Annotated in this window: 22 protein-coding genes; 14 read left to right on the top strand and 8 right to left on the bottom strand. The window is 63.9% G+C overall.

From position 1 onward, the window contains the following. Positions 1 to 2 precede the first annotated feature (2 nt). Together ACVOK8_RS07040 and ACVOK8_RS07035 are read right to left on the bottom strand one after the other, a co-directional pair. Positions 3 to 731: a fimbrial biogenesis chaperone gene (locus ACVOK8_RS07040; RefSeq protein ID WP_481566204.1), complete on the bottom strand. Its 729-nt coding sequence runs from the start codon at positions 729 to 731 to the stop codon at positions 3 to 5. Positions 732 to 799: 68 nt separating this feature from the next. Continuing rightward, on the bottom strand, positions 800 to 1312 hold the full coding sequence (locus ACVOK8_RS07035) for a Csu type fimbrial protein (RefSeq protein ID WP_481566203.1): 513 nt from the start codon (positions 1310 to 1312) through the stop codon (positions 800 to 802). 376 nt (positions 1313 to 1688) lie between these two features. Here ACVOK8_RS07035 and map point away from each other — a divergent pair, with 376 nt between their 5' ends. The 7 genes from map (at position 1689) to ACVOK8_RS07000 (ending at position 9767) form a co-directional block, all read left to right on the top strand. After that, positions 1689 to 2465, top strand: coding sequence for a type I methionyl aminopeptidase (map, locus tag ACVOK8_RS07030; RefSeq protein ID WP_481566202.1), 777 nt, complete (start codon positions 1689 to 1691; stop codon positions 2463 to 2465). Positions 2466 to 2485: 20 nt separating this feature from the next. Beyond that, positions 2486 to 5101, top strand: coding sequence for a [protein-PII] uridylyltransferase (locus tag ACVOK8_RS07025; RefSeq protein WP_481566223.1), 2616 nt, complete (start codon positions 2486 to 2488; stop codon positions 5099 to 5101). Further along, positions 5101 to 6183 carry a 2,3,4,5-tetrahydropyridine-2,6-dicarboxylate N-succinyltransferase gene (gene dapD, locus ACVOK8_RS07020; RefSeq protein WP_481566201.1) on the top strand — a complete coding sequence of 361 codons (1083 nt, stop codon included), beginning with the start codon at positions 5101 to 5103 and terminating at the stop codon, positions 6181 to 6183. The genes ACVOK8_RS07025 and dapD overlap by 1 nt, the downstream gene beginning before the upstream one ends. Before the next feature lie 274 nt (positions 6184 to 6457). Then, complete coding sequence (locus tag ACVOK8_RS07015; protein WP_481566200.1) at positions 6458 to 6814, top strand: Spx/MgsR family RNA polymerase-binding regulatory protein; 357 nt, start codon at positions 6458 to 6460, stop codon at positions 6812 to 6814. Positions 6815 to 6876: 62 nt separating this feature from the next. Continuing rightward, a complete protein-coding gene (gene dapE, locus ACVOK8_RS07010) occupies positions 6877 to 8004 on the top strand; it encodes a succinyl-diaminopimelate desuccinylase (RefSeq protein ID WP_481566199.1) in 1128 nt (375 codons plus the stop codon). A 76-nt stretch (positions 8005 to 8080) separates the two neighbouring features. Beyond that, the gene (locus ACVOK8_RS07005) at positions 8081 to 8902 is read left to right on the top strand and encodes a hypothetical protein (RefSeq protein WP_481566198.1); all 822 of its coding nucleotides are present in this window, start codon (positions 8081 to 8083) and stop codon (positions 8900 to 8902) included. Positions 8903 to 8951: 49 nt separating this feature from the next. Beyond that, positions 8952 to 9767 (top strand): alpha/beta hydrolase, encoded by an 816-nt coding sequence (locus ACVOK8_RS07000; protein ID WP_481566197.1) that lies wholly within the window; start codon positions 8952 to 8954, stop codon positions 9765 to 9767. A 211-nt stretch (positions 9768 to 9978) separates the two neighbouring features. Here the strand turns inward: ACVOK8_RS07000 and ACVOK8_RS06995 are convergent, their stop codons facing one another. Both ACVOK8_RS06995 and ACVOK8_RS06990 read right to left on the bottom strand, forming a co-directional pair. Beyond that, the gene (locus ACVOK8_RS06995) at positions 9979 to 10665 is read right to left on the bottom strand and encodes a pentapeptide repeat-containing protein (protein ID WP_481566196.1); all 687 of its coding nucleotides are present in this window, start codon (positions 10663 to 10665) and stop codon (positions 9979 to 9981) included. Positions 10666 to 10760: 95 nt separating this feature from the next. Beyond that, a complete protein-coding gene (locus ACVOK8_RS06990; RefSeq protein ID WP_481566195.1) occupies positions 10761 to 11657 on the bottom strand; it encodes a tetratricopeptide repeat protein in 897 nt (298 codons plus the stop codon). Between the two features lie 359 nt (positions 11658 to 12016). Between ACVOK8_RS06990 and asnB the strand changes: the two genes are divergently transcribed. From asnB to ACVOK8_RS06975, 3 genes are all read left to right on the top strand, one after another. Then, positions 12017 to 13702 (top strand): asparagine synthase B, encoded by a 1686-nt coding sequence (asnB, locus tag ACVOK8_RS06985; protein ID WP_481566194.1) that lies wholly within the window; start codon positions 12017 to 12019, stop codon positions 13700 to 13702. A gap of 98 nt (positions 13703 to 13800) precedes the next feature. Then, positions 13801 to 15186 (top strand): cation:proton antiporter domain-containing protein, encoded by a 1386-nt coding sequence (locus ACVOK8_RS06980; RefSeq protein ID WP_481566193.1) that lies wholly within the window; start codon positions 13801 to 13803, stop codon positions 15184 to 15186. A 57-nt stretch (positions 15187 to 15243) separates the two neighbouring features. Continuing rightward, positions 15244 to 15672 (top strand): RidA family protein, encoded by a 429-nt coding sequence (locus ACVOK8_RS06975; RefSeq protein ID WP_481566192.1) that lies wholly within the window; start codon positions 15244 to 15246, stop codon positions 15670 to 15672. Between the two features lie 197 nt (positions 15673 to 15869). On the opposite strand, the gene ACVOK8_RS06970 is transcribed toward ACVOK8_RS06975, so the two are convergent. Beyond that, on the bottom strand, positions 15870 to 18194 hold the full coding sequence (locus ACVOK8_RS06970) for a penicillin acylase family protein (protein ID WP_481566191.1): 2325 nt from the start codon (positions 18192 to 18194) through the stop codon (positions 15870 to 15872). A gap of 149 nt (positions 18195 to 18343) precedes the next feature. Between ACVOK8_RS06970 and ACVOK8_RS06965 the strand changes: the two genes are divergently transcribed. Beyond that, positions 18344 to 18832: a bacterioferritin gene (locus tag ACVOK8_RS06965; RefSeq protein WP_481566190.1), complete on the top strand. Its 489-nt coding sequence runs from the start codon at positions 18344 to 18346 to the stop codon at positions 18830 to 18832. A 78-nt stretch (positions 18833 to 18910) separates the two neighbouring features. Here the strand turns inward: ACVOK8_RS06965 and ACVOK8_RS06960 are convergent, their stop codons facing one another. The 3 genes from ACVOK8_RS06960 to ACVOK8_RS06950 form a co-directional block, all read right to left on the bottom strand. Next, on the bottom strand, positions 18911 to 19567 hold the full coding sequence (locus ACVOK8_RS06960) for a thiopurine S-methyltransferase (RefSeq protein WP_481566189.1): 657 nt from the start codon (positions 19565 to 19567) through the stop codon (positions 18911 to 18913). A 182-nt stretch (positions 19568 to 19749) separates the two neighbouring features. Beyond that, on the bottom strand, positions 19750 to 21993 hold the full coding sequence (gene parC, locus ACVOK8_RS06955) for a DNA topoisomerase IV subunit A (RefSeq protein ID WP_481566188.1): 2244 nt from the start codon (positions 21991 to 21993) through the stop codon (positions 19750 to 19752). 64 nt (positions 21994 to 22057) lie between these two features. Continuing rightward, positions 22058 to 22921: a helix-turn-helix domain-containing protein gene (locus ACVOK8_RS06950; RefSeq protein WP_481566187.1), complete on the bottom strand. Its 864-nt coding sequence runs from the start codon at positions 22919 to 22921 to the stop codon at positions 22058 to 22060. A 219-nt stretch (positions 22922 to 23140) separates the two neighbouring features. Here ACVOK8_RS06950 and ACVOK8_RS06945 point away from each other — a divergent pair, with 219 nt between their 5' ends. The 3 genes from ACVOK8_RS06945 to ACVOK8_RS06935 are packed head-to-tail and all read left to right on the top strand — an operon-like array spanning position 23141 to position 26273. After that, complete coding sequence (locus ACVOK8_RS06945) at positions 23141 to 23587, top strand: MarR family winged helix-turn-helix transcriptional regulator (RefSeq protein ID WP_313169384.1); 447 nt, start codon at positions 23141 to 23143, stop codon at positions 23585 to 23587. Positions 23588 to 23592: 5 nt separating this feature from the next. Further along, positions 23593 to 25080 (top strand): efflux transporter outer membrane subunit, encoded by a 1488-nt coding sequence (locus ACVOK8_RS06940; RefSeq protein ID WP_481566186.1) that lies wholly within the window; start codon positions 23593 to 23595, stop codon positions 25078 to 25080. A gap of 11 nt (positions 25081 to 25091) precedes the next feature. Beyond that, complete coding sequence (locus tag ACVOK8_RS06935) at positions 25092 to 26273, top strand: multidrug transporter (protein WP_481566185.1); 1182 nt, start codon at positions 25092 to 25094, stop codon at positions 26271 to 26273. The last annotated feature ends 1 nt before the right edge of the window (position 26274 follow it).

Genomic DNA, 26274 nt, shown 5'->3' with positions numbered 1-26274 from the left:
GGTCAAAGGTCAACAGAGGGTAGCGGCTGCGGGATGGCGGCATCGTTCAGCCTGGCCTGCAAAGTGCCGGTGAGGGGGAAAGGAGTTGGTAGCTGCACGGTCCATTGCATGTGTTGGCCCGCGAGCACATAGCCCAGCAGGCCAGGCGTCAGCTCGATCGGTGGGCCGCTCTCAGGCAGCCAGCGCAGCTGGCTCAGGCGCACCCGCTGGGCACCTGCGTTGTGCACCTTCAGGGTCAGTAAGCCGGCCTCCACCCGCCAGTTGGCACGCAGTTCGGCGGTATCAACCGCGGCCCTGGTTGCCCGCTCGCGCGGCAGCGCGCCAGCGGGCAGTACGAATGCCGGGATGGAGTAGCGCAGCAGAAAATTCAAGCCCTGGGCAGGCTTGGCCTGGACACCGGGCAGCTCATCCACCAGCAGGCGATAGGCCTGTTCCTGTACGCCGGGCGCTGGTGACGGTAGCGCCCGCAGTATGCGCACCAATTGCCGCTGGCCAGCGCCGATCTGGACGATGGCCGGGCGTGCCAGCAGCATCTGCGAAGGCTCAAGCACATCGTTCGTGCTGCTCTGGGTCCAGCGCTGTACCCGCACCTGCGCGTGCAAGGGATTGTCGCCGGTGTTCTCCAGCCACAGCGCCTGTGCCTGTGCGTCATCGCTGAACTCGATCAGGATGGGCGAGACTTGCAGATTGCCGGCGCAGGCCAGTGGCGCCACCAACAACACAGCCCACATGGTCCACCTTGAGGTACGTGGCGCCATATTGGATGGACGCCCATGGTGCAGATGCATCAGGCCGGGGCTCAGTAGGTGATCGTGGCAATCACCGTGTCGCCATAGCTGCCGGCTGGCGCATCGGTGGAAGGTACGCGGCCATAGACCGGAATGGTCTGGGCACTGGCAGTACCGGTGCCGGCCAGAGTGTCGGTACCGATCACCTCACCCCAGAAATTCAGCCGCCCGGCATCGCGGTACAGCCCATAGGCAACGAAATTGTTGGCGCCATCGCTCATGCGCCGGTTGTCGGCGGCAGCGGTGGTGCTGGTGGCATTGGCGCCAGGATTCATGCCGATGGTGTAAGGGGTGCCGTTGGTGCAGTTCACCTCAAGTGTGCCTTGCGCTTCAACCGGAGTGCCGGTGGCGCGGGCCAGGCTGCCAAAGTCGATGTCGCCAGCGGCGACGGTCTGGATGTCGCAGGACTCGGTGATGACGATGCGAACCTGGAACTGTGCGGTCTGGGTTGCCGCCTGCGTGAGACCTGCAGATCCGGTCAACGCAATGCTGGCTGCGGTGATGAAAAGCGTGCGCGTGAGCATTTTGATTCTCCCGGCGATTGGCGGCAGCGGCGATGCCATGGGACATGCCGTCGGTGTGCGCGCAAAGCTAAGCATGTCAAGCCGGCGCTGACACGTGTTCACGCTGGCAGCTTCGCCTGAACAGGGGATCTTGCTAAGTTCAGTCAATTGGGGCCTCGTGCCAGCAATTCCGGGTTTCCCCTGACGGCTCGGGGTTCGCCGGTGCCCGCTGTGGTCAGGTGCCTGTTCTGCACGACTCGCATCCGTATGGAAGACGGCTACTGGCCGGGCTTCCCCAGTCAGGAGCGTCCGGGTCGGGTCCGGGCTGGGTGCTCAATTCCGCGTTCATTAATGTGAAATACTTAGCGAAATAGACCAAATGGGGGATAATCGGCCCATGGCAATCAACCTGAAAACCCCCGAAGAAATCGAGAAGATGCGCATCGCCGGCCGTCTGGCGGCTGAGGTGCTCGACATCATCACCCCGCACGTCAAGCCCGGTGTCACCACCGAAGAGCTGGATCGCATCTGCAACGACCACATCATCAATGTGCAGGGCACCATCCCGGCCAATGTGGGTTACCGCGGATTCCCCAAGACCGTGTGCACCTCGGTCAACAACGTCATCTGCCACGGCATTCCCAGCGAAGCCAAGGTGCTCAAGGATGGCGACATCGTCAATATCGACGTGACTGTCATCAAGGATGGCTGGCACGGTGACACCAGCCGCATGTACTACGTCGGCACCCCATCGGTGATGGCCAAGCGCTTGGTGGAGACCACCAAGGAAGCCATGTGGCGCGGTATCCGTGCGGTCAAGCCGGGCGCGACGCTGGGCGATGTGGGTCATGCGATCCAGGAATTCGCCGAAGGCGAGCGCTTCAGCGTGGTGCGCGAGTACTGCGGTCATGGCATCGGCAAGGTCTACCACGATGAGCCGCAGGTGTTGCATTACGGGCGCCCGGGCCAGGGTCTGGTACTCAAGGCGGGCATGACCTTCACCATCGAGCCGATGATCAACGAAGGCACCCGTTACACCAAGGTGCTGCCGGATGGCTGGACCGTGGTGACCAAGGACCGCAAGCTCTCGGCGCAGTGGGAACACACCATTGTGGTGACCGAGGATGGCGTTGAGGTATTGACGTTGTCGCCAGCGGAATCCGCGCAGGCATGACCTCACTGCCGGCGGGCCCGATTCTGGACACGCCGGCAGATCCTGCCGGTGACGCGCAATGGGCCGCCGATGCACGGCAGTCACTTGCCCACACCGATGCCCGTCTGGGCAAGCGCTTCGAGCAGACCGAGAATGTCGAACGTCTGCCCGGTCTGCGCGCGCGCGCGGTTGATCAGCTGATCATCGAAGCCTGGCAGCGCTGCATTCCTGCGGCGGCTGGTTTGGCTCTGTTCGCGGTCGGCGGTTACGGCCGTGGCGAGCTGTTCCCGCGCTCGGACATCGACCTGCTGGTGCTGGCCGAAAGCGATGTGCAGCAACGTCACGAGGCCGCGCTGGCACGTTTGTTCGCCTTGTTGTGGGATGCCGGCTTGCCGGCCAGCCATGCGGTGCGTTCGGCAACGCAATGTGTTCACGCCGCAGCGGATCAGACGGTGCTGACCGCCTTGATCGAGGCGCGCCCGCTAGTCGCCGATGCAACCGCCCAGCACGGTCTGGCGCGGGCAGTCGCGCCGAGTCTGGTATGGCCGCCGCGCGAATATTTCCTGGCCAAGCGCGAAGAGCTGCTGGCGCGCCACCAGCGTTTTGGTGACACCGCCGACAACCTCGAGCCGGACATCAAGGATGGCCCGGGCGGTCTGCGTGATCTCAATACGCTGGGCTGGATGGCGCTGCGCGCCTTCGGCGTCAGCAATATCGATGCGTTGGTCGGGCTGGGCCATCTGGGCCTGGACGAGGCCGCGGCACTGAAGCGCGAACGCCAGGTGTTGGCGCGGCTGCGCTTTGGCCTGCACCTGGTCGCACAGCGTCCAGAGGAGCGGCTGCGTTTCGACTACCAGAAGACCTTGGCTGCGCGCATGGGTTTTGGCGACGACGCCGAAAGCCTGGGCGTGGAAAAAATGATGCAGGGCTTCTATCGCAGTGCGACGGTGATCCGCCGCATCAGCGACCGTCTGCTGCAGCGCTTTGAAGAACAGTTTGACGGCGAAGCCACGCCACTGCCGGTAGGCGAGGGTTTCTCGCTGCGTCGCGGCTATCTGTCTGCTGATGATCCGTTCTGGCCGCATGGTGATATCCGCAGCATCTTTGCGCTGTTCGCCTGCTGGGCACGCACTTCTGAGGTGCGCGGCCTGCACTCGATGACCGCACGCGGTCTGGCCGAGATGCTGGACGAAATTCCCGCCTATACCGCCGTGGACGAAGACGTTCGCGAGCAGTTCATGGCATTGCTGCGCGGCCCGCGCGCGGTCGATACGCTGGCGCGGATGGCGCGCCTGGGCGTGCTGGGTCAGTGGATTCCTGCATTCGCGGCGGTGTCCGGGCGCATGCAATTCGACCTGTTCCATGTCTACACGGTGGACCAGCACACCTTGATGGTGCTGCGGAACATGGCATTGTTTGCCAGCGGCCGAGCTGACGAGCGCTTCTCCATCGCGCACGAAGTGTGGCCGCGCCTGCGCAAGCCGGAATTGCTGCTGCTGGCCGGCCTGTTCCATGACATCGCCAAGGGCCGTGGCGGTGACCATTCCGAACTGGGCGCGGTGGACGCGCGCGAGTTCTGCAGCACACATGGCTTGAGCAGCTCCGACACCGAGCTGGTGGCGTGGCTGGTCGAACAGCATCTGCGTATGTCGATTACCGCGCAGAAGCAGGACATCACCGATCCTGAGGTGATCCACCGTTTTGCCGGTCTGGTCGGCGACCGGGACCGTCTCGATTACCTGTACCTGCTGACCTGCGCCGACATCGCCGGCACCAGCCCCAAGATGTGGAATGCATGGAAGGACCGGCTGCTGGCCGACCTGTACTTCGCCACCCGCCGCGCGCTGCGCGAGGGCTTGGAGCATCCCTTGCCGGAAGCGGAACGGGTGCAGGAAGCGCGCGACAACGTGCGCGAACAGATGCGCCTGCTTGGCCACGACGATGCAGTGATCGACCGCCAGTTCGCGGCCATGCCTGACGAAAGCTTCGTACGTTTCCGCCCCGAACAGCTGGTCTGGCAGGCTGCGTCCTTGGTGGAAATCCACAAGGGCGGCACCTTGGTCAAGGTGCGGCGGATCACCCCCGAGAGTGATGCGCTGGAAGTGTTCGTGCACTCGCCCGATCGCGACGGCATGTTCGCCGCCATCGTGATGACGCTGGACCGTGCCGGCTACGGCATTCACCGTGCCCGCGTACTTGATGGCCCCGATGACACCATTTTCGATACCTTTGAAGTGACCCCAGCAGGCAGCTTCGCCGATGGCGACGCTGCGCGCCTGGAATCCGTGCTGCGCAAGGCGCTGGCCGGTAATATCCTGATCCTGCGCCCATCGCGACGGGTGATGCCGCGCCAGCTCAAGCACTTCCGCTTCGCCCCGCGCATCGAGTTTCTCGACGCCAGTCATGAAGGCCGGACGGTCTTGAATCTGGTGGCGCCGGATCGCCCCGGCCTGCTCGCCGATGTGGCGCATGTGCTGCGTGACCAGCGCCTGCGCGTGCAGGATGCGCGCATTGCCACCTTCGGCGAGCGCGCCGAGGATCAGTTCCAACTTACCGATCGCCACGATCACCCCCTTACCGAAACCTCCATGCAGGCTTTGCGCGATGCACTGCTGACCTGCCTGGATCCCGATAACAAGCCAGGAGACCCCCACTGATGGCAAGCAAGCCCGCAACCAAAAAGACCGTGACCAAGAAGACCGCCAAGAAGGCTGCGCCTGCAAAGGCCGCGCCGAGCAAGGCCGTAGCGCCGAAGAAAAAGGCCGCAGCGACCAAACCGGCCGCCAAGCCTGTTGCGAAGACGGTCAAAGCACCGGTCAAGAAGGTTGCCGCTGCCAAGCCGAAGTCGGCCAAGCCGGCGACGCCATCGGTAGGCCCGCGCAGCCTGCGCAAGCCGCCGGCGCCGGGCGTGGCCGAATTGAAGTTCGGTATTGAAAGCGCATTCGAGCGCCGCACCATGCTGACCATGGACGAGATCGAAGGTTCGACCCGTGCGCTGGTCAATCGCGTCATCGACGGCCTGGAGTCCGGTGAATTCCGCGTCGCCGAGCCCGATGGCAACGGTGGCTGGAAGGTCAACGAGTGGTTGAAGAAGGCCGTGCTGCTGTACTTCCGCGTCAACGACATGGCAGTGATGGACGGCGCTCCGGCGCCGTTCTGGGACAAGGTCGAGTCGCGCTTTGAAGGCTACGACGAAGCCGCCTTCCGCCAGGCCGGCGTACGCGTGGTGCCGGGAGCGATCGCCCGCCGCGGCACGCACTTCGGCAAGGACGTGGTGCTGATGCCGAGCTTCACCAATATCGGCGGTCACGTAGGTGAGGGCACCATGGTCGATACCTGGGCCACGGTGGGTTCGTGCGCGCAGATCGGCAAGCATTGCCACCTGTCCGGCGGCGCCGGTATTGGCGGCGTATTGGAGCCGCTGCAGGCCAGCCCGACCATCATCGAAGACCATTGCTTCATCGGCGCGCGTTCGGAGGTGGTGGAGGGCGTGGTTGTCGGCCACCACAGCGTGATCGGCATGGGCGTATTCCTGAGCCAGAGTACCCGCATCTACAACCGTGCCACCGGCGAAGTGACGTATGGCTATGTGCCGCCGTACAGCGTGGTGGTCAGCGGCTCGCTGCCGTCCAAGGACGGTACGCATTCGCTGTACTGCGCGGTCATCGTCAAGCAGGTGGACGCCAAGACCCGCAGCAAGACCAGTGTCAATGATCTGCTGCGTGGGTTGGCTGACTAAGCCAGCTGGAGGTGCAGCGCCGTCCCTTCTCCCGCGAGCGGGAGAAGGTGCCCGTAGGGCGGATGAGGGGAAGCTTTAGCTTCGCTCTTGCTCTGCGGCTTGTAAGCTTTGATTGCTAGCTAGAAGCTTTCCCTCACCCCCAGCCCCTCACTCCGTGCCCCGGCCCTCGCGCTGACGCGAGTGCGCTCTCCGAGTCGCGAACCTTTGGTTCGCAAGCGACTCGGGTTCGCCCCGCAAGCGGGAGAGGGGAGCACATCATCGCGAGCTTTGAGCAATGACCACCATCTACGGACTAAAAAACTGCGACACCTGCAAGAAAGCCATCAAGTGGCTGGACCGCTTCAACGTCGCCCACACCTTCGTTGACTACCGCGACAACAAGCCCAGCCCGGAAACCCTGCTCGAATGGGCCGGCAAGGCTGGCGGTTTCGCGGCGATGATCAACAAGTCCTCGACCACCTGGCGGCAGTTGCCGGACAACCGCAAGTCGCCCGAGTCCGATGCCGAGTGGAAGCTGCTGTTGCGCGAATACCCGCAGCTGATCAAGCGCCCGCTGGTGATAACCGACGACGGCAGTCTGAGCCAGGGCTTCAGCGACAACGGCTTCAAGGCCCGCTTCAACATCGCCTGATCCGTCCTCCAATAATTGTGGGAGCGGCGTAAGCCTCGAACCCATCGACCCAGAAGGCCGCAATGAACGACGTACTAGCCCTGACCTGCGACCTGATCGCACGCCCCTCGGTAACCCCGGAAGACGCCGGCTGCCAGCAACTGATCGCAGGCCGCCTCAAGGCTGCAGGCTTCAACTGCGAGCACCTGCGCCTGGGCGAAGTGGACAATCTTTGGGCCACCCACGGAAATGGCGCACCGGTACTGGTGCTGCTCGGTCATACCGACGTGGTGCCGACCGGCCCGGTCGAGGCCTGGAGCAGCGATCCGTTCAAGCCGGAAGTGCGCGACGGCGTGCTGTACGGGCGTGGTACTGCCGACATGAAAGGCAGCGTTGCCGCCTTCGTGGTGGCTGCCGAACAGTTTGTAGCCGCACACCCCAACCATCCCGGCACGCTGGCGGTGCTGCTGACCAGCGACGAGGAAGGCGATGCCATTGATGGCGTGCGCCACGTCGCCAAACTATTCGTCGAACGCGGCCAGGGCATCGACTGGTGCATCACCGGCGAGCCTTCGTCCACCGCCAAACTAGGTGACCTGCTGCGTGTCGGCCGTCGCGGCAGTCTCTCGGCCAAGCTGCGCATCAAGGGCGTGCAAGGTCACGTGGCGTACCCGGACAAGGCGAAGAATCCCATCCATCTGGCCGCGCCAGCCTTGGCTGAGCTCACGGCTCGCCATTGGGACGATGGCTATGAGAGCTTCCCGTCCACCAGCCTGCAGATCTCCAATATCAACGCCGGCACCGGCGCCAACAACGTGATCCCGGGCGAGCTGCAGGTGATGTTCAACCTGCGCTACAACCCGCTCTGGAACGCGGACAAGCTGGAAGCCGAGATCGGCGCGCTGCTGGACCGTCACGGTCTGGACTACGACCTGCAATGGCATCGCAGCGGCGAGCCGTTCTATACCCCGGAAGGCCGCCTGCGCAGCGTTGCCCGCGAAGTGCTGGCGGAGTTCGCCGGTGCCGCGCCGGAAGAGAGCACCGGCGGTGGTACCTCCGACGCCCGCTTCATCGCACCCTTGGGTGCGCAGTGCATCGAAGTAGGGCCGGTGAATGCCAGCATCCACCAGGTGGATGAGAACGTCCGCGTTTCCGACCTGGAAGCGCTGCCTGACCTGTACCGGAAGCTGATCGAAAAACTGCTGGACTAAGCTGTTACGGTGCCGGTGCACAATCTTGCCGGGGGGCGAGATGGACAGTGTTCGAATGTGGTTCCGGAAAGGGCTGATGGCGTTTGTGCTGGTGTGCGTACTGCCATTCGCGCATGCCACCACCACGATGCATGGCCCGCCGCCGCTGCGTCAGGTCGCCACCAGCCAGCTACCCGCGTCGCCAACCTATCCAGGCGTAGTTGTTGATCGCGCTGGCAATCTGTATGCGGCCAGTGGCGAAGGGGTGATGATCTTCCGCAGTGGCGTGTGGAAGCTGCTGGAGGCTGCTGGCGAAGCGCCTGTCTACTCGATCATGCTGGCGCGCGATGGCAGCATCTATGCCGCCGGTGCGGGTGTGTTCGGGCAACTGCGACGTCTGCCAGATGGCACGCACAGATTCATCGACCTGTTGCCACGCTTGGCCAATGCTGGTTTGGTGCAGAACCCAGTGGATGTCTACTCGCTGGGAGAAACGTCCCGTAGCATTCATGCAGTTAGCGCCGGGGCATTGTTCTTGCTCGAAAAGGATGGCGGCACTACGCGGCTGCAATTTCCCGTCGGTGCGCGTACGCGCCCACTGGTGGCAGGCGATGTCGTCTATTTCCGGGTTCCCGGAGAAGGCCTGTACCGCGTGGATGGGGCCGCAATGGTTCGTGTCGAGGGAATGGATGCATTGGCAAAATTGCGTGTCCCTGCTGCCTGGGCGTATCGCGGCGGCTTGTTGTTCGACGCTGCTGATGGTTTCCATTTCACTGATGGCGAACGCCTGCGCAAACTCGATGCTCTGACGAAGGCTGGTCGATATATAGGAACCGATGATGATGATGCGGAGTGCTTTTCTTGCCCTGACGGCGACCCTTGGTCTGTTTGCCGTTCCTCATGTGGGTGTTGCGACTGAGGCAGTCCACTTGGAGGAAGTTCCTCTTTGGCCCGGGGACTCTCAGGTCATGAAGGACGGAATCAGGGAACTTGCCGGAGAGGCATGGGCGCTCACCCGTCCAACACTTCTGGTCTATCGTCCGAAAACAGGTTCAGCTCGTGCCGCTATTCTGGTTTTCCCCGGTGGCGGCTACAAGGCTCTGGCAATTGGGCCGAACAGCACGATCGGACTCAATGGAGCCGATGTCTGCAGGTGGCTGACGGACGCAGGGATCACCTGCATTCTCGTGAAATACCGGGTTCCAAACACCGGCTGCAACTGGAACCAGGAAACCAGGCGGCACGAAACACCTGATGTGCCGATGGCTTTACAAGATGCGCAAAGGGCTGTTTCGCTCGTGCGATTCAACGCGGCTGCGTACGGTGTCGACCCGAACAAGATCGGCGTCATGGGGTTCTCAGCCGGCGGCAACCTCGCCATCCTGTCCAGTACTGCGTTCGCGTCCCGCTCATACGCACCGTTCGATGAGCTTGATCTCGTCAGTAGCCGCCCGGACTTTACAATCCCGGTTTACCCGGGGCACCTGACCATGGAGCATAAAAACAGAACCCCCAGAGCCACGGCCGCGCAAGAACTCAATACCGACATTGTGGTCTCGAAAGATGTACCACCGACGTTGCTGATACATGCTGCAGACGATCCTGTCGACCCGGTTCACTACTCTGTGGTGTATGAGCGGGAACTGCGGAAGGCTGGCGCCCATGTTGAACTCAATATCTACGAAACCGGTGGGCATGCCTTTGGAGTTCGGAAGCAGGGAAAGGATTCCGACCGATGGACCGAGGATGCTATTCGCTGGCTTGGTGAGATCAAGATCCTCTGACTCTGTCCCTCCCTGCGTCCGTACCGAATCGCTTGCCTGGTCTAAAGGGCTGAGGGCAATATCGGGTATGACAGGGCTTCAAAAGGTGTTCGAGGAGAGCCGATAGGGGGCGGCGCAGCTTGGTCAGCTCTGACCAGCAGTATTTTCGGTGGCGGCTCGCTTGGTTTCCTGTCGCAACCTCTCAATCAGCAGCAACGGTAGCTGGAGAGGGCTAAGCGACGATCAATCCAAACGCAGCCAACGCCGCCGCAGCTTGGCGCTGAGAGATCACCGCCTTCTTGAAGTACTTCGTATCCATCACGTTGAGCCCGCTGATATCGGTATCACGCAGATCCGCGCCTTCGAAGCGGGTCAGCCGGGTCTGCGCGTTGCGCAGGCTGCCGCCAGTGAACACGGCGTCACGGAAATCGCAGCCGGACAGGTCGGCATCGGAGAAATCCATACCTTCCAGTTCCGCCTTGCGGAATGACAGCCCGCGCAGGTCGGCGCTGACCAGCAGGCAATCGCGGAACTCCAGCGCCCAACCGCTTACTTCCTGCAGGTGGGCGCCGGTCAGCTTGCAGTCCTTGAACTGTACCGACGAGAGCGTGGCGCGTCGCCAGAAGCTGTTGTTGAGGTCGCAATGATCGAAGCGCGAATCACTGAGCTGCGCGGAACTGAAGTCGCAGTGGCTGCCGCGGCATTTCAGCCACTGGCTTTCTTCCAGTGATGCGGCCAGCCAGTTTGCCCTGCTCAGCGAGCACTGCTTGAACTGGAAGCCGTCCATGTCCAGGCGCGAGAAATCGCCTTCGTCCAGCGTGCAGGATTCGAATATCGCTGCACGCGGGTGCGCGCGGATGATCTGCTGCATGCGCGCGCGGTCGATGGTTTCTTCGCGGTAAACGGCTGTGTTCGTCATGTCCAATTCTGCGGATGCCAGCGCTTCATTCTGCGCGACATCGGCGTGCCGATGCAGTCTTGTCGCGCAGGTGTATGTGTGTACAGACCTTGGATCTACTCGAAGATGAAGAACGGTGGCGCGATGGCCCGGCGCCAGTACGACTCCTCGGCCAGATAGAACTCCTGCGCCTGGGCGCGCGCGAACCATGCCGCCGCAGCAGCCTCATCTTTCGGCAGGCTTTTGCTGCCGCGACCGAGCGCCAGGCCGCTGAAGTACTGGCCGTAGACATTGCCCTGTTCGCCGGCGCGCTGGTACCAGCGCAGCGCCTCGCTCATGTCCTCGGGCATGCCGATGCCCGCTTCGTGCAAGGCGCCAAGATCGACCTGGGCCTCGGCATCGCCGCGCGCGGCACGCCGCTGGATGCGGGCGATGGTCGCATTGGTGGAGGGCTGGTCGGGGGCAAGGCGCGCGGCTTCGGTTGAGGCGAGGGTTGCCTTGCGCAACGCATCCAGCTTGTACAGCTCACGCATGTACACCGCCGAACGCAGGCGCCAACGCAGTGCGCCCGCCATGTCGTCCTGGCGTTCGTACCAGCGTGCCAGATCGGACATGGCATACGGCGAGCCGTGGTAAGCGGCACTCTGGTACCAGCGCAATGCTTTGCGTGGCGATGGCTTGAAGCGAATGTCCTCGGGCTTCTGCGGTTCGTCACCGCTGTCGAGGCGGCCGCGCTCAAGGATTCTGCCGAGTTGCTCTTCAGCGCCGGTGCTGCGGTGGGTGCGTGGCGTTGTCGCCGCTGCGCGCGCGTACCAATCCAATGCGCGCGGGTCGTTCCAGGCCTGGTACATCTTGGCCACCCGCAGGGCGGAATCGAACTGGCCGTCAGCGGCTGCGGACAGCGCGTCGCGCTCGGTGTCGCTGGGTGGGCGGGTGCTGGGCCTTGTCGCGCAACCGAGCAGGATGAACAGGGGCAGGGCGTACAGCAGCACGCGGGGAGTGGGACGGGGCATCCAGCAGATCCGGGCAAGGCGGCGGGCGATTATCGCGGAGTGCGCCGGCCCGGCCGCTGAATCGGTTGCCAAAGCAACAGTTGCGCGGGTGCCGAAAGCGGGATACGGTCAGCGCCATGTCCTCGTTCCTGGCCACCGCCGTCAACAATAACAACCGCAATAATCTGCGCGCGAATAATCGTGCGCGGCCACTGCGGGACTGCGACCAGAGCTAGAACAGGCAACACGCTCAGGACACCAGAAAACCCGCATCGGCCGATGCGGGTTTTTTTTGTGGCCGGGGCGGGAACACCGAACGACTGCAGGTCTTGAGGCCGTTGCTTCCAATGTTTGTCCCCACACAACCCAGGAGCTTTCCCATGTGTTCCATCTTCGGCATTTTTGGCCTGCAATCCGGTGACGACCTGCAGGCGCTGCGTCGGCAGGCGCTTGAACAATCCCAGCGCCAGCGGCATCGCGGCCCGGACTGGAGCGGCGTCTACGTGGACGACGGCGCCATCCTGGTGCATGAGCGCCTGGCCATCGTCGACCCGGCTGGCGGTTCGCAGCCGCTGCTGTCCGACGACGGTCAGCTGGCGCTGGCGGTGAACGGTGAGATCTACAACCACCAGGAGCTGAAGAAGGAGCTGACTCAGCCCTACGCCTTCCAGACCGGCTCGGACTGCGAAGTGATCAACGCGCTGTACCGCGAGGACGAGCCGGCGTCCTACTTGAACAGGCTCAACGGCATCTTCGCGTTCGCGTTGTGGGACCGCGCCAAGCAGCGCGTGATCATCGCCCGTGATCCGATCGGCGTGGTGCCGCTGTACTGGGGCCACGACAAGCAGGGCCGGCTGTGCGTGGCCTCGGAAATGAAGTCACTGTCAGATACCTGCGCTGATGTGGCGCAGTTCCCGCCCGGACATTGGTATGACAGCAGCACCGATACGCTGAGCAAGTATTACGAGCGCCCGTGGCGCGAGTACGACGCGGTGGAAGGTGTGGATGTATCGCTGGCCGAATTGCGCGAGGCCTTCGAGCGTGCCGTGCACCGCCAACTGATGACCGACGTGCCCTATGGCGTGCTGCTGTCCGGTGGCCTGGATTCGTCGCTGGTCGCCGCGGTTGCGGCGCGCTATGCACGTAACCGCATCGAGGACGGCGGTCAGAGCGAGGCCTGGTGGCCGCGCCTGCACAGCTTCGCTATCGGTTTGAAGGGCTCGCCCGACCTGGCCGCGGCCAAGGTGGCGGCGGAAATGCTGGGCACCGTGCATCACGGCTTTGAGTACACCTTCGAGGAAGGCCTGGATGCGGTGCCGGAAGTGATCCGCCACGTCGAAACCTACGACGTCACCACCATCCGCGCTTCCACGCCGATGTTCCTGCTTGCGCGACGGATCAAGGCAATGGGCGTGAAGATGGTGCTGTCCGGTGAAGGCAGCGACGAGATCTTCGGTGGCTACCTGTACTTCCACAAGGCGCCGAATGCGCGTGAGTTCCATGAAGAACTGGTGCGCAAGCTCGATGCGCTGAACAACTACGATTGCCTGCGCGCAAACAAATCGATGATGGCGTGGGGCGTGGAGCCGCGCGTACCGTTCCTGGATCGCGAGTTCCTCGATGTCGCGATGAAGATGGATGCGAGCCACAAGATGGTCGACAAGGCCAGCGGCCGCATCGAGAAGGCGGTGCTGCGTGAAGCCTTCGAAGGCTATCTGCCCAAGGAAATCCTGTGGCGGCAGAAGGAGCAGTTCAGCGACGGCGTCGGCTACGGCTGGATCGACGGTTTGAAGGCGCATGCCGAAGCGCAGGTCAGCGACCGCGTGCTGGCCGCCGCCGACAAGCGTTTCCCGCACAACCCGCCGCAGACCAAGGAGGCGTACTACTACCGCCACGTCTTCGAGCAGTTCTTCCCCAGCCACGCGGCCTCGGAAACCGTGCCGGGCGGCAAGTCTATTGCCTGTTCGTCACCAGCGGCGATTGCCTGGGATGCCAGCTTCGCCAGCATGGCCGATCCGTCCGGCCGCGCCGTAGCCGGGGTGCACGAGCAGGCCTTGGCCGGCTGAGTCATGGCGCGCGGCCCGTAGTGATGCGGGTCGTGCGCTTGCAGCTGCCGCAGTGCAGCCGTGGGCCGTATCATCGCCGGCTTACGCAAGGGAAGATCATGGACGCAGGAACGCATCGCCCCGGCTCGCGGGTGCATTGGGGCTGGCTCTATCTGCTTTGGGCCGCACTGCCGCTGCTGGCGGCGCTGCTATTGGCCCGCTACGCCGGGATGGATGTGCCGGCGCCGATGCAGCAGGCGGTCAAGGCCGGCTCGGCGGCACTGCATTCGAGTTCTCCCTTGGGTCTGTTCCTGCTGCAGTTGCTGGTACTGCTGCTGGTGGCCAAAGGGGCTGGACGGCTGTTGCGCTGGTTTGGCCAGCCGGCCGTGATCGGTGAGATGGCGGCCGGCTTGATGATGGGGCCGCTGCTGTTTGGCAGTGTCTTCCCGCAGCTGCAGGCTGCGCTGTTTCCGGCCAGTTCGCTGGGCCCGCTTGGTCTGGTCAGCCAGCTCGGTGTGCTGATGTTCCTGTTGGTTGCCGGAGCGGAGCTGGACATGGGGCGGTTGCAAGGGCGGCGGCGCTTTGCGATTGCAGTCAGTCACGCTGGTATTGCTGTGCCATTTCTGTGTGGCGTGTTGCTGGCGATCTGGTTGTTTCCGGCGCACGGCCCGACAGGTGTGGGCTTCACTTCGTTTGCGCTGTTCATCGGTATCTCGCTGAGCATTACCGCCTTCCCGGTGCTGCTGCGCATTCTTGCCGATCGCGAGATGACGCATAGCCCCTTGGGGCAGACCGCGATCGCCTGTGCAGCGCTGGGTGACGCGACGGCCTGGTGCATGCTCGCGTTGATTGTCGCAGCCACCCAGGCCGCCGGCTGGGGCGCGGCAGGTTTCAGTCTGGCCTGTGTGACGGTTTTCATCGGGCTGATGTTGGGCGTGGTGCGGCCTTGGTTCGCGCGGCAACAGATTGCCGCCGGGCGCGAAGGCGCATGGTTGCTGGGCATGCTGTTGCTGACCCTGGCCAGTGCCTTGTTGACCGAGTCGCTGGGCATACACGCACTGTTTGGTGCGTTTGCCGCCGGCGTCGCCGCGAACGCCAATGCGCAGCTGCGCGAATTGATCATCAACAAGGTCGAACCCTTGGCGGTGACCTTGCTGCTGCCGCTGTTCTTCGCGATGACTGGTTTGCGCCTGCGTGCCGATGCCTTGCAGGTCAGCGATCTATGGCTGTGTCTGCTGGTGATAGCGGTCGCCAGCGTCGGCAAGCTGCTTGGCACGTTTGCCGCTGCGCGCAGTGCGGGCATGCCGGCCCGCGATTCGCTGCGCTTGGGTGTGTTGATGAACACCCGCGGTTTGATGGAGCTGATCGTGCTCAATCTTGGTTATGAGCTTGGCTTGTTGGGCGATCGCCTGTTCGCGGTATTGGTGATCATGGCCTTGGTGACGACGGCGATGACTGGCCCGTTGCTGAGCTGGAGTGCGCGTTGCAGGGCCAAGGCAGGCTGAGCTTCCTCGTAAGCGTATTTCGTTGGTGTTGTTCCTCTCAATTCAAAAGGATTTCCGATGCGCGTATTGCCGTTGTTGATGCTGGGGTTGTTGAGCAGTCCAATTGTCGCGACAGCGACCGAGGTGTCGCTGGAACGGCATCAACTGGGCAGTTGGGAGGCGGATATCGGTTACACCGGCGTGGTCCGCGATGGCGACACACTGCATGTTTCTGGCGTGCCCTGCAGGGGCGCGGACATGCAGGCTGCGGTACGTGATTGCTACGGCAAGCTCACCAAGATCCTGCAGCAGTTTGATGCCGACAGCAGCCAGGTGGTCAAGGAGACCGTGTTCACCACCGATATGGATGGCCTGATCAAGGCCATTCCCGATCGCAAGACCTTCTTCGCTGACGGCAAGTATCCAGCCGCGAGCTGGGTGCAGATCAGTCGCCTGTTCGACGCCGAGGCCAAGCTCGAAGTGGAGTGGACGGTGCGGCTGAAGTAAGGCCGGAACAACCCAGACCCGTCGTTTGTGGGAGGGGCGAAAGCCGCGATGCAGGAACACCATCAGGTTGCACGCGCATCAAGGGTTCCCGAAAATCCAGCTTCGCGGTTTACGCCGCTCCCACAGCCACATGCCATCCGGTAAGCGCAGCGCTTGCCGGGGCTACGTGTCTCTGCGTACAGGCGTGTGCTGCTTGCTCAGCGCGGGCTCAAGCTCAAGCTGTGTGCGGGCTGCCCCGGCAGGAACGGGGTTGGCCGACCTTCGACCCAGTCGTCGTGGCCTGCGCCCCAGAATGGCGATAACGGATGGCCGCTCTGGCCGCCGGGCATGTGTACGATGCCGTCGGCTTCGTGGCCGGGTGACACCACCATGCGCTCGGAGGCACCGAACTTCGGCCCGACCACGCGCGGCATGTTGTCGTCACCGGCCAATGGCTGGGCCGGCATGCACAACCAACGCTTGAACAGGCCCGGCAGCGCTACCGAGACCGGATGGCAGATCGCGGCGGTGTTGCGCTCGCCCCAGCTGCGTTGCGTCAGATCCGCGCCTTGTGCGGCCAGGTCCTTTTCCAGTTGGCGGGCACCGTCCGCCAGCAACGCATCCCAGCTTTGATAGGGCGGTGGCAGCAGGTGCTGCGGACGTTCGCTGAGCAAAGGCCACAGCACGCCTTCGAACTGGGCCAGTTTGGGTGGGATGTAACGTTCGCCCAACCGCTCCTTGGCCGGTGCCAACAGCGCGCCTTCCATGTTGTCCATGAGGATGCCGCGGAAGCCGCGCGCCATCCGGTAACTGACCGAATCAGTAGAAGCGCGGCCCTGCCACTGGCGGCTGGCGGCTTCCAGTCGCTTCAGCGCCGGATCGTCGCTGTGCTCGACGGTCTGCCGTAGCAGCTTCCACCAACGCTCCATCAGCACGGCGCGGTCATCCAGCTGGATCGCCAGCAGGTCAGTTTCCTTGAAGCTTTCACGGGCAAACAGGCCATCGCGGATCTGCTTGGCGCGTGCACCGAAGTCATAGCCGCCGTCACCGGCCTCGGCCAGGGCGGCGCCATCGAGTACGCGGCCATTGGCCGTCCACAGGCGGTGATCGGGTGGGTCGATCAGCGCTGGCGCCTGATCGGTGCGGATCGGCCACGGCGAGCAACTGGCCTGCGCCGCTGCGTCGGCATGGCAGCTCGGGTCACGAGCGGGGCGCGCGCCGATCAGGCGCCAGGCGATGCGGCCGCTGCGATCAGCAACCAGCAGATTCTGTGCGGGGATGCCGGAGCGATTGGCCACCGCAAATGCAGAATCCAGATCGGCGGCCTTGGCCATGTCGGCAAAATCCAGGCGCACCGCACCGGCTTGCTGACCAACCCAGCGCAGGGCGAGCAGCTGACCGTCGGGTTCCTCGTGCAGGATCGGGCCCCAATCGCTTTCGCGCACCAGTAGCATTTCCGGGCTGGAACCGGCGACGGCGATTGCCTCGTTGAAGGTGCGCAGTGACGCATTGGCGGGCAGGGTGGTGTAGTCGGCGGTGTCGATATAGCTGTTGGTGAAGGCCCAGGCCACCCGCGTATTGCTGCCGACGATGACCGCAGGCAGGCCGGGCAGGGTAAATCCGGCAACATCAACCTTGCCCTCCGGTGCGGTCGGGTCGGCGTAGCGCAGGCGTGCGCGGAACCAGATATTCGGCGCACGCAGGCCCAGATGCATATCGTCGGCGATGATGGCGCGGCCGTCGGCGGTCAGAGCACCGGCTACTGCGAAGTTGTTGCTACCTAGGACACCAGAGTCCGCCGCGACCGGCGCGGGTGGCGCAGTGCCAGTTTGCTTGCGCAGGTCCAATGTAGCCGCATCCGGTAACACCGCATCGCCACGGGGTTCGCCGAACAAGGGTGCATCCCAGCTGCTGCCGTCGTGTGCAAGCAGTGCGTAGAGGGCAGGAGGGACAACGCTGCGGATACGCGCCATCGCCAGTTCACGGGTATTGCTCGAGTCCTGTAGGTCGGCATACATGGCCAGCCCGGTCAGCACCGAGTCCTCCAGCTCCCACGGGCGCGGTTGCTGGCGCAGTAGCAGATAAGGCCAGGGCCTTACCGGCAAGGCGGCAAGGCCGGCATTGACGCCGTCGCGGTAGGCTTCGACGACGCCGCGCTTGTCACCCAGGGCCGCGCCCAGGTTCTGCTGGGTGTGGGCGCGCAAGCGGTGTACACGCATGCGCTTGTCCAGCGGCAAGGCCTTGGCGCCAAACAGTTCCGACAGTTCGCCAGCGGCCGAGCGCCGCATCAGGTCCATCTCGAAGAAGCGTTCCTGCGCGTGAACATAGCCCAGGGCGCGGGCCATATCGGTCTCATTGGCGGCCTCGACGGTAAGCACCCCCAGCGCATCACGCTGGATGCTGACCGGTGCCGACAGCCCCGGCAGGGCCAGCTCCCCGTCCAGCTGTGGCAGGCTGCCGCGCAGCAGTCCCCAGACAATCAGTAGCAATACCAGCAAAAGCCCCAATACAACCCAAAGCGAACGCAGTAGCCAACGCAGCACAGGCCTACCCCCGGTAGCGGTTCTGTGGCGATTGTAGACAGCTTGTGAAGCTGAAAGAGAGGGAATCGCAACTGAAAGTGATTCTGATTAGATCATTGGGTTTTCAGATGGGGCACCCTATGCACCATCGAATCATCAGGAGCACCCCCATGCAGGGCAAACCCGAAGTCATTGAGTGCCTGAAGGAACTGCTGCGCGGCGAACTGGCTGCGCGCGACCAGTACTTCATTCATTCCCGTCGTTATGAGGATCAGGGCCTGCTGGCGCTGTACGAGCGTATCGGCCATGAGATGGAAGAAGAGACCGAACACGCCGATGCACTGCTGCGTCGCATCCTGTTCCTCGGTGGTAACCCGGATATGCGTCCGCACGCCTTCGAGCCGGGCGTGACCGTGATGGAGATGCTGGAGAAGGATCTGCAGGTGGAATACCAGGTGCGCGCCAATCTGGCCGCCGGTGTGAAGCTGTGCGAAGCGCAGGGTGACTACGTCAGCCGCGACATCCTGCTGCTGCAGTTGCGTGACACCGAAGAAGACCATGCCTGGTGGCTGGAGAAGCAGCTGGGCCTGATCAAGCGAATTGGCCTGGAGCTGTACCAGCTGAGCAAGATGGATGCCAAGGGCAACCCGGCGCATTGATGTTGTAGTGCCGACCCATGGTCGGCATTTGAATTTATCGGTAACGCCCCTGCCGACCATGGGTCGGCACTACGGGCATTACAGGCGCTGCAGTCTGTAGACGGCTGTGGATAGTGCAGTTACGCCGTCAGCGCGGAAGTCCGGCTGCTGATCGAGGATGTCGCGACGCTCCAGCAGGCCGGCCTGCCACGGGCTGGCGAACAAGTGTTGCACTTCGGCTTCCTCCACTGAGAACGGAGGGCCCTGCTTTTCGTCCTGCGGGTATTCGAGGGTGATCAGCACACCTTGGCAACCTAGCGGCAACTGCCCATACAAAGTGTCGCGGTAGTGCTGGCGCAGGTGCGGCGGCAGGGCTATCAGCGCGGCGCGGTCGTAGGCGGCGGCGATATCCCCCAGCAGCTCCGCACCCAGTGCGAAGGCATCGCCACAGATGATTTCAATCGGCCCGGCGCTGTAGTGCTCGCCGTACTGGCTGCTGTGGCGCTGCGGAGTGACGTCGGCTTCGGCGAAGAACTGCTCGATCGCCATTGGCGACAATTCAACGCCGAGGACGCGGTGGCCTTGCGCTGCCAGCCAGTGCATGTCCAGGGTTTTGCCGCACAGTGGAACCAGCACGCGGCTACCTGCCGGGAGTTGCAGTTCGGGCCAGTGCTTCTGCAGCAACGGCATGACCTCGTTGCGATGGAAGCCGATTTGACCGTTCTGCCAACGTTGTAGCCAGAAGTCGGGTTGCATGGTGGGTTCTCCAGTTGCGTTTGCTGGTGACATGTAGGAGCGGCGTGAGCCGCGAAGCTGATAGCAATGGATCAAGAGTGGTCTATGGTCACTGGGGTTTGCTGGTTCAGTGGCTTCGCGGCTTACGTCGCTCCTACAAAAGCATAAAAAAAGAAGGCCGGGCAATGCCCGGCCTTCTCTTGTTACTGGACTTCCAGGCCTTCGACCTTCTGCCAGCCTCTCGGCAACAAATGCCCGCGCGTCGCCCGTGTGCCCAGATACGTCTCCAGGTCCTTGAACGACAGGTTCATGGTGCGCTGGCCACTGCGTACCTGCAGGGTGTTGCCCGGGCTCACCGCGACCACCGCAACCACGCGCTCGGTGGAGAGCTTGGCCTTGGGGATCTCGATGATCTTGTTGCCCTTGCCCTTGTCCAGCTCAGGCAGATCGCTGGCCGGAATGGCGAGCATGTTGCCGGCGCTGGTGACCGCGACGATGCGGTCGGTTTCCGGGTTGGCGACCAACGAAGGTGTCAGCACCGCCGAGCCGGTGGACAGGTTGAGCATCGCCTTGCCGGCCTTGTTGCGGCCGGTGAGGTTTTCGAAGCGGGTGACGAAACCATAACCATGCGTGGACGCCAACACGAAGCGGGTGTTGTTGTCGCCGCTGGCCACGGTAACGAAGCTGCTGCCCGAGGCCGGCGAGAAGCGGCCGGTCAGCGGCTCGCCATTGCCACGTGCCGAGGGCAGGGTATGCACCGGCGTGGAATAGGCGCGGCCCTCGGTATCGAGGAAGGCCACCTGCTGCGTGCTGCGGGTACGTGCCACTGCCAGCAGGCGGTCGCCGTCGCGGTAGTTCAGGGTTGAGCCGTCGACGTCGTGGCCCTTGGCCGCGCGTACCCAGCCCTTCTCCGACAGCACCACGGTCATCGGTTCGCTGGGCACCAGCTCGGTTTCGTCGATGGCCTGGGCGGCACCACGCTGCACCAGCGGCGAGCGGCGCTCGTCGCCGAACTTCTTGGCGTCGGCCAGCAGTTCGTCCTTGACCAGCTTCTTCAGCTTGGCGCTGCTCTGCAGGATGGACAGAATCTTGTCGCGCTCCTTGGCCAGCTCATCCTGCTCGCCGCGGATCTTCATTTCTTCCAGACGCGCAAGCTGCTTCAGCTTGGTTTCCAGAATGTAGTCAGCCTGCTCTTCACTCAGCGCGAAGCGTGCGATCAACGCAGCCTTGGCATCGTCCTCGCTGCGGATGATGCGGATCACTTCGTCCAGGTTGAGGAAGGCAACCAGCAAGCCTTCCAACAGGTGCAGGCGACGCTCGACCTTCTGCAGGCGGTGGTTGAGGCGGCGGGTGACCGTGTCCTGGCGGAAGCGCAGCCACTCGCTGAGCAGCATCTTCAGGTTCTTGACCTGCGGACGACCGTCCAGCCCGATGACGTTGAGGTTGACGCGGTAGCTGCGCTCAAGGTCGGTGATGGCAAACAGGTGGCCCATCAGCTGCTCTGCATCGACGCGGTTGGAGCGCGGCATCAACACCACGCGCACCGGGTTGGCATGGTCGGACTCGTCGCGGATGTCTTCCAGCCACGGCAGCTTCTTGGCGCGCATCTGCGCGGCGATCTGCTCGATCACCTTGGACGGCGAGACCTGGTGCGGCAGCGCATCGATGACGATGTTGCTGCCTTCCTTCTTGAAGGTGGCACGTGCGCGCACGCTGCCGTTGCCGGTCTCGTAGATGTTCCGCAGGTCCGACGGCGAGGTGATGATCTCGGCGGTGGTCGGGTAATCCGGGCCCTTCACGTGCTCGCAGAGCTCGGCGATGGTGGTGTCCGGCTCGTCGATCAGACGCACCAGCGCGCTGACGATCTCATTGAGATTGTGCGGCGGCACGTCGGTGGCCATACCCACGGCGATGCCGGTGGTGCCGTTGAGCAGCAGGTGCGGCAGGCGTGCCGGCAGCCAGGTCGGCTCTTCCAGGGTGCCGTCGAAGTTCGGGGTCCAGTCGGTGGTGCCATGACCCAGCTCGCCCAACAGCATCTCGGCGATCGGGGTCATCTTGGATTCGGTGTAACGCATGGCCGCGAACGACTTGGGGTCGTCGCTGGAGCCGAAGTTGCCCTGGCCCTCGATCAGCGGGTAGCGGAACGAGAACGGCTGCGCCATCAGCACCAGCGCCTCGTAGCAGGCGCTGTCACCGTGCGGGTGGTACTTGCCGATGACGTCACCAACGGTGCGGGCGGACTTCTTGGGCTTGGCGGCAGCGCCCAGGCCCAGTTCGCTCATCGAATAGATGATGCGGCGCTGTACCGGCTTCAGCCCGTCGCCGATGAACGGCAGGGCGCGGTCCAGAACCACGTACATGGAATAGTCGAGATAGGCGCGTTCAGCGTATTCGCGCAGTGGCTGCTGTTCGAAGCCATGGTAAGCGGGGCGTGCAGAATCAGTCATTGCGGGTGGGTGCTACCTGTTGTGCGGGGCCAAGGCGGGGACCGCCAGCTTCCTGATCCGTCGATTATCCGGATGGCGGCGGAGATGCCAAGCCACGGACCGGATCGAGTCCGCCTTCCAGCCCCTGATTGGCCCGGCTCTGATAGCGGCCCGGGGGCAGGCCGAAGTGGCGGCGGAACACGATCACGAAGGCGCTCGGGCTGCTGAACCCCAGTGCGTGGGCGATATCGGCCACGCCATGACCCTCGTTGAGGCGGCGCAGTGCCTCGGCCAGCCGCGCCTGCTGCCGCCACTGGGCGAAGCTCAATGTGGTCTCATCGCGGAAGTGGCGGCTCAGACTGCGCGGCGACAAGCCCGCCCACTGCGCCCATTGCGCAAGGCTGCGGTCGTCGGCGGGCTCGGCCAGCAGCTGCGAGGCGATCCGCAGCAGGCGCCGATCGGCCGGCATCGGCAGGTGCATGCGCTGGCGCGGCGCCTGCCGTATTTCGTCCAGCAGTACATCCATCATGTGCTGCTGGGGCAGAGACAGCGGTTGTTCCGGCGACCAGTCGCTGATCCGCTCGGCCAAGGCATTGAGCAGGCGGGAAATGCCGATCACGCAGGGATCGTCGGGTAAATCAACACAGATCGGGCTGGCCAGGGCCATACCCCAGCCGCGCAGCGGGCCGTCGATCACCACCGTATGCGGCTCGGCAGCGGGCATCCAGCCGCCCGAACCCGCCGGCAAGGACCAGGTGCCGTGGCGGGTGCGGGTGGTCAGCAGGCCGCGCTCGACGCAGATCAGCTGTGCCCGTGCGTGCTGGTGCCAGTCCACCTCGCGGGCCAGGCCTTGCGGGCTGTCGAAGCGGAAGCCGAAGACCGGCGGTCCGTCGTCGCGCTCGAACCAGTCCAGTTCCTGATCACGCAGCAGCGGGGCGGGCAGCTGCATGTCAAACCCCTGCGGTGCCCTGCGCCGGACCGAAGAGAGGGTTGCGCCTGCGCTTGGCTGGATTTCGTCATTCATTGGCTTGATTGTATTACCGGGCCACGGGCACAGCCATTACTGTGTCCATGTCGGCCGCAGACACCATTGGTGCAACACAGCATTTGATACCAAGTAGAATATTTCCATTGAGAAATATTCCATCTGGAAGGAAGATGCCCGCCCATGATCTGTGCCGACACCACCCAGCCCCCCAGCTTTGGCCTGTTGCTGCGTCAAGTCCGCGACGGCCTCGCCCGGCAGCTTGATGCCTCCATGGCCGAAGAAGACCTCGGCCTTGGATTCAGCCACTACATCGGTCTGAAGACCTTGATGCACATGGCGCCCTGTACCGCCAACCAGCTTGCACGCGGCCTGGACCAGGTCCCCAGCGCGGTGACCCGTCTGCTGGATAAGTTCGAAGCGCTTGGTTGCGTGCGCCGCGAGACGCATGCGCAGGACCGTCGTGCATTGCAGATCGTGCTCACCGATGAAGGCCGTGCCCTGTGGCTGCGTTTGAAACAGCGTGGCGACAAGGTGATGGAAGACGCCATGCGTGACCTGCAGGCGGAGGAGCGGGAGATGCTGATGTCCCTGCTGCTCCGTATACGTGACTCTTTGATGACCCCATGAAAACCATGTCCTCCCCCACATCCCTGGTTTCACCCGCCCGCGGCCTCCTGGCCGCGGCGCTGGTTCTTACGCTGGCCGCGTGCGCCAGCAGCCGTGGCCTGCAACCGCAGGGGCGACTGCTGGATGCCGACAGCCTGCAAAGCAGCCGCAGCCTGGCCGGCACGCCACTCAGTGCCGCAGGCTTTCCTGCCGCCGACTGGTGGCGTGCACTCGCCGACCCGCAGTTGGATGCGCTGATCGATGAAGCCCTGCGCGGCTCTCCGTCGCTGGAGGCGGCCGATGCGCGTCTGCGTCAGGCGCAGGCACACGCTGCCAGCAGCAATGCCGAGCGCAAGCCCAGCCTCTCGTTATCACCGGGCTATACCGGCATGCGCCTGCCCGAATCCATGGCCGGTGATGAAATCGGCGGCCGTTACATGGGCAGCGTGCAGGCCGTGGCCAACTTCAGCTATGGCGTCGACCTGTGGGGCGGCAAGCGTGCCGCCTGGGAAGCCGCCGTCGACAGTGGCCACGCCGCTGCCGTGGATGCGCAGGCTGCGCGCCTGGACCTGGCCGCCGCCATCGTCCAGGGCTACGTGCAGCTGGCCCATGCCGGGCAGCTGCAGCGTGTTGCCAATGACGAACTGGCGCGCGCCGAGAAGACCCTGCAACTGACCCGCCAGCGTCGCGCCGCTGGTATCGATAGCGAGCTACAGGTGCAGCAGGCGCAGGCACGGCTGCCGGCCGCGCAGCAGCAGCAACTGGCCGCGCAGCAGCAGATCGATATGTCGCGCAATGCGCTGGCCGCGCTGCTTGGCAAAGGTCCGGATCGCGGCCTGGACATCAAGGTTCCGGAAGAATTGAATCCGCTGGCCCTGCAGCTGCCAGGTGTAGTTCCCAGCGAACTGCTGGGCCGGCGTCCGGATATCGTTGCCGCGCGCTGGCGCGTGGAAGCGGCGGACAAGCAGGTCAAGGTCGCCAAGACCCGTTTCTATCCCAATCTCAACCTGACGGCTTTGGGCGGGGTCGTGTCCAGGGACCTGGGCAGCCTGCTGGAAAGTGGCTCTACTTTCGGCCTACTGGCACCTGCGCTGAGCCTGCCGATCTTCGATGGCGGTCGCCTGCGCGCCGGCCTGGCCAGCAGCGATGCCGACTATGACCTTGCCGTGGCCAACTACAACCACACCCTGGTGGAGGCCCTGCGCGACGTTGCCGACCAGGTCAACGCCAGCCGTTCGCTGGCCGAGCAGGTGCAGGCGCAGCAGCAGCTGCGTGGCATCGCGCAGACCGCCTACGAGCTGGCGCAGCAGCGCTACCGCGCCGGTATCGGCAACTACCTCGATGTACTCAGCACCCAGGACCGCCTGCTGCAGGCCGACCAAGGGCTGAGCAACCTGCAATCACAGCAGCTGCTGTCTTCGGTACGCCTGAGCACCGCCCTCGGCGGCGGCTTCCAGCCCGCCGCCGACACGGCGCCGGCCGTTGCTGCCGGCAACGACACCACGAATTCCTGAGAGTCCCCCGAATGAGCCAGACAACCTCCCCCGAAGCGGCAGCCGCCGCTCCCAGCCGTCGCGGCAAGCTGCTGCGCGGCCTGTTGTTCGTCATACTGATCCTGCTGGCAGCGTTTGCCGCGTGGTACTACTTCCTCGGCCGCTGGGCCGAGGAAACCGATGACGCCTATGTTGGCGGCAACCAGGTGCAGATCACCCCGCAGATCACCGGCACCGTGGTGTCCATCGCCGCCGATGACGGCATGAAGGTGGAGCAGGGCCAGCTGCTGGTGCAACTGGACCCGGCCGATACCGAAGTGGCGATGCAGCAGGCGCAGGCCAACCTCGCCAGCACCGTGCGCCAGGTGCGCGGCCTGTACCGCAGTGCCGAAGGTGCGCAGGCGGAATTGAACGCGCGGCAGGTGACGGTAAAGCGGGCCCGTGAAGACTTCGCCCGTCGTCGCGATCTGGCTGCTACCGGCGCGATCTCGAACGAAGAGCTGGCGCATGCCCGCGACGAACTGGCCGCTGCCGAAGCCGCGGTTGCCGGTTCGCGCGAAACCGTTGAACGCAGCCGCGCGCTGGTCGATGACACCGTCATCGCCACCCAGCCGGACGTGCAGGCGGCTGCGGCGCAGCTGCGCCAGGCCTATCTCAACAACGCCCGTGCGGGCATCGTTGCGCCGGTCACCGGTTATGTCGCGCGTCGCTCGGTGCAGGTCGGCCAGCGCGTGCAGCCGGGTGCCGCCTTGATGGCGGTGGTGCCGGCTGAGCAGATGTGGGTGGATGCGAACTTCAAGGAAACCCAGCTGCGGCACATGCGCCTGGGCCAGGAAGTGGAACTGCGCTCGGACCTGTACGGTGGCGACGTCACCTACAAGGGCCACATTACCAATCTCGGCCTGGGTACCGGCTCGGCGTTCTCGCTGCTGCCGGCGCAGAACGCCAGCGGCAACTGGATCAAGATCGTGCAGCGCGTGCCGGTGCGCATCACCGTTGATGCCAAACAGCTTGCCGAGCATCCGCTGCGGCTGGGCCTGTCGATGAAGGCAGAGGTCAACCTGCACGACCAGAAGGGCACAGTGCTGCCGGCTGACGTGGCAAAGGGCACGGTGTATGGCACTGAGGTTTATACCAAGCAGCTGCATGATGCCGACGCCATGATCCACGGCATCATCCAGGACAACCTGCCGCCGTCCACGCGCGCCAGCTGAG

The organism is Stenotrophomonas sp. STEN083, from assembly GCF_056759195.1.
This window is presented reverse-complemented; position numbering and strand designations above follow the sequence as displayed.

What these genes read in the sequence shown, in the direction of transcription:
- ACVOK8_RS07035 (WP_481566203.1), bottom strand. Translation starts at nt 1,312, where the DNA reads ATGCTCACGCGCACGCTTTTCATCACCGCAGCCAGCATTGCGTTGACC.
- ACVOK8_RS06980 (WP_481566193.1), top strand. Translation starts at nt 13,801, where the DNA reads ATGGACGCAGGAACGCATCGCCCCGGCTCGCGGGTGCATTGGGGCTGG.
- ACVOK8_RS06975 (WP_481566192.1), top strand. Translation starts at nt 15,244, where the DNA reads ATGCGCGTATTGCCGTTGTTGATGCTGGGGTTGTTGAGCAGTCCAATT.
- asnB (WP_481566194.1), top strand. Translation starts at nt 12,017, where the DNA reads ATGTGTTCCATCTTCGGCATTTTTGGCCTGCAATCCGGTGACGACCTG.
- ACVOK8_RS07005 (WP_481566198.1), top strand. Translation starts at nt 8,081, where the DNA reads ATGGCGTTTGTGCTGGTGTGCGTACTGCCATTCGCGCATGCCACCACC.
- ACVOK8_RS06990 (WP_481566195.1), bottom strand. Translation starts at nt 11,657, where the DNA reads ATGCCCCGTCCCACTCCCCGCGTGCTGCTGTACGCCCTGCCCCTGTTC.
- ACVOK8_RS06965 (WP_481566190.1), top strand. Translation starts at nt 18,344, where the DNA reads ATGCAGGGCAAACCCGAAGTCATTGAGTGCCTGAAGGAACTGCTGCGC.
- ACVOK8_RS06950 (WP_481566187.1), bottom strand. Translation starts at nt 22,921, where the DNA reads ATGCAGCTGCCCGCCCCGCTGCTGCGTGATCAGGAACTGGACTGGTTC.
- ACVOK8_RS07040 (WP_481566204.1), bottom strand. Translation starts at nt 731, where the DNA reads ATGTGGGCTGTGTTGTTGGTGGCGCCACTGGCCTGCGCCGGCAATCTG.
- ACVOK8_RS07000 (WP_481566197.1), top strand. Translation starts at nt 8,952, where the DNA reads ATGAAGGACGGAATCAGGGAACTTGCCGGAGAGGCATGGGCGCTCACC.
- map (WP_481566202.1), top strand. Translation starts at nt 1,689, where the DNA reads ATGGCAATCAACCTGAAAACCCCCGAAGAAATCGAGAAGATGCGCATC.
- ACVOK8_RS06995 (WP_481566196.1), bottom strand. Translation starts at nt 10,665, where the DNA reads ATGACGAACACAGCCGTTTACCGCGAAGAAACCATCGACCGCGCGCGC.
- dapE (WP_481566199.1), top strand. Translation starts at nt 6,877, where the DNA reads ATGAACGACGTACTAGCCCTGACCTGCGACCTGATCGCACGCCCCTCG.
- dapD (WP_481566201.1), top strand. Translation starts at nt 5,101, where the DNA reads ATGGCAAGCAAGCCCGCAACCAAAAAGACCGTGACCAAGAAGACCGCC.
- ACVOK8_RS07015 (WP_481566200.1), top strand. Translation starts at nt 6,458, where the DNA reads ATGACCACCATCTACGGACTAAAAAACTGCGACACCTGCAAGAAAGCC.
- ACVOK8_RS06960 (WP_481566189.1), bottom strand. Translation starts at nt 19,567, where the DNA reads ATGCAACCCGACTTCTGGCTACAACGTTGGCAGAACGGTCAAATCGGC.
- ACVOK8_RS06935 (WP_481566185.1), top strand. Translation starts at nt 25,092, where the DNA reads ATGAGCCAGACAACCTCCCCCGAAGCGGCAGCCGCCGCTCCCAGCCGT.
- parC (WP_481566188.1), bottom strand. Translation starts at nt 21,993, where the DNA reads ATGACTGATTCTGCACGCCCCGCTTACCATGGCTTCGAACAGCAGCCA.
- ACVOK8_RS06940 (WP_481566186.1), top strand. Translation starts at nt 23,593, where the DNA reads ATGTCCTCCCCCACATCCCTGGTTTCACCCGCCCGCGGCCTCCTGGCC.
- ACVOK8_RS06945 (WP_313169384.1), top strand. Translation starts at nt 23,141, where the DNA reads ATGATCTGTGCCGACACCACCCAGCCCCCCAGCTTTGGCCTGTTGCTG.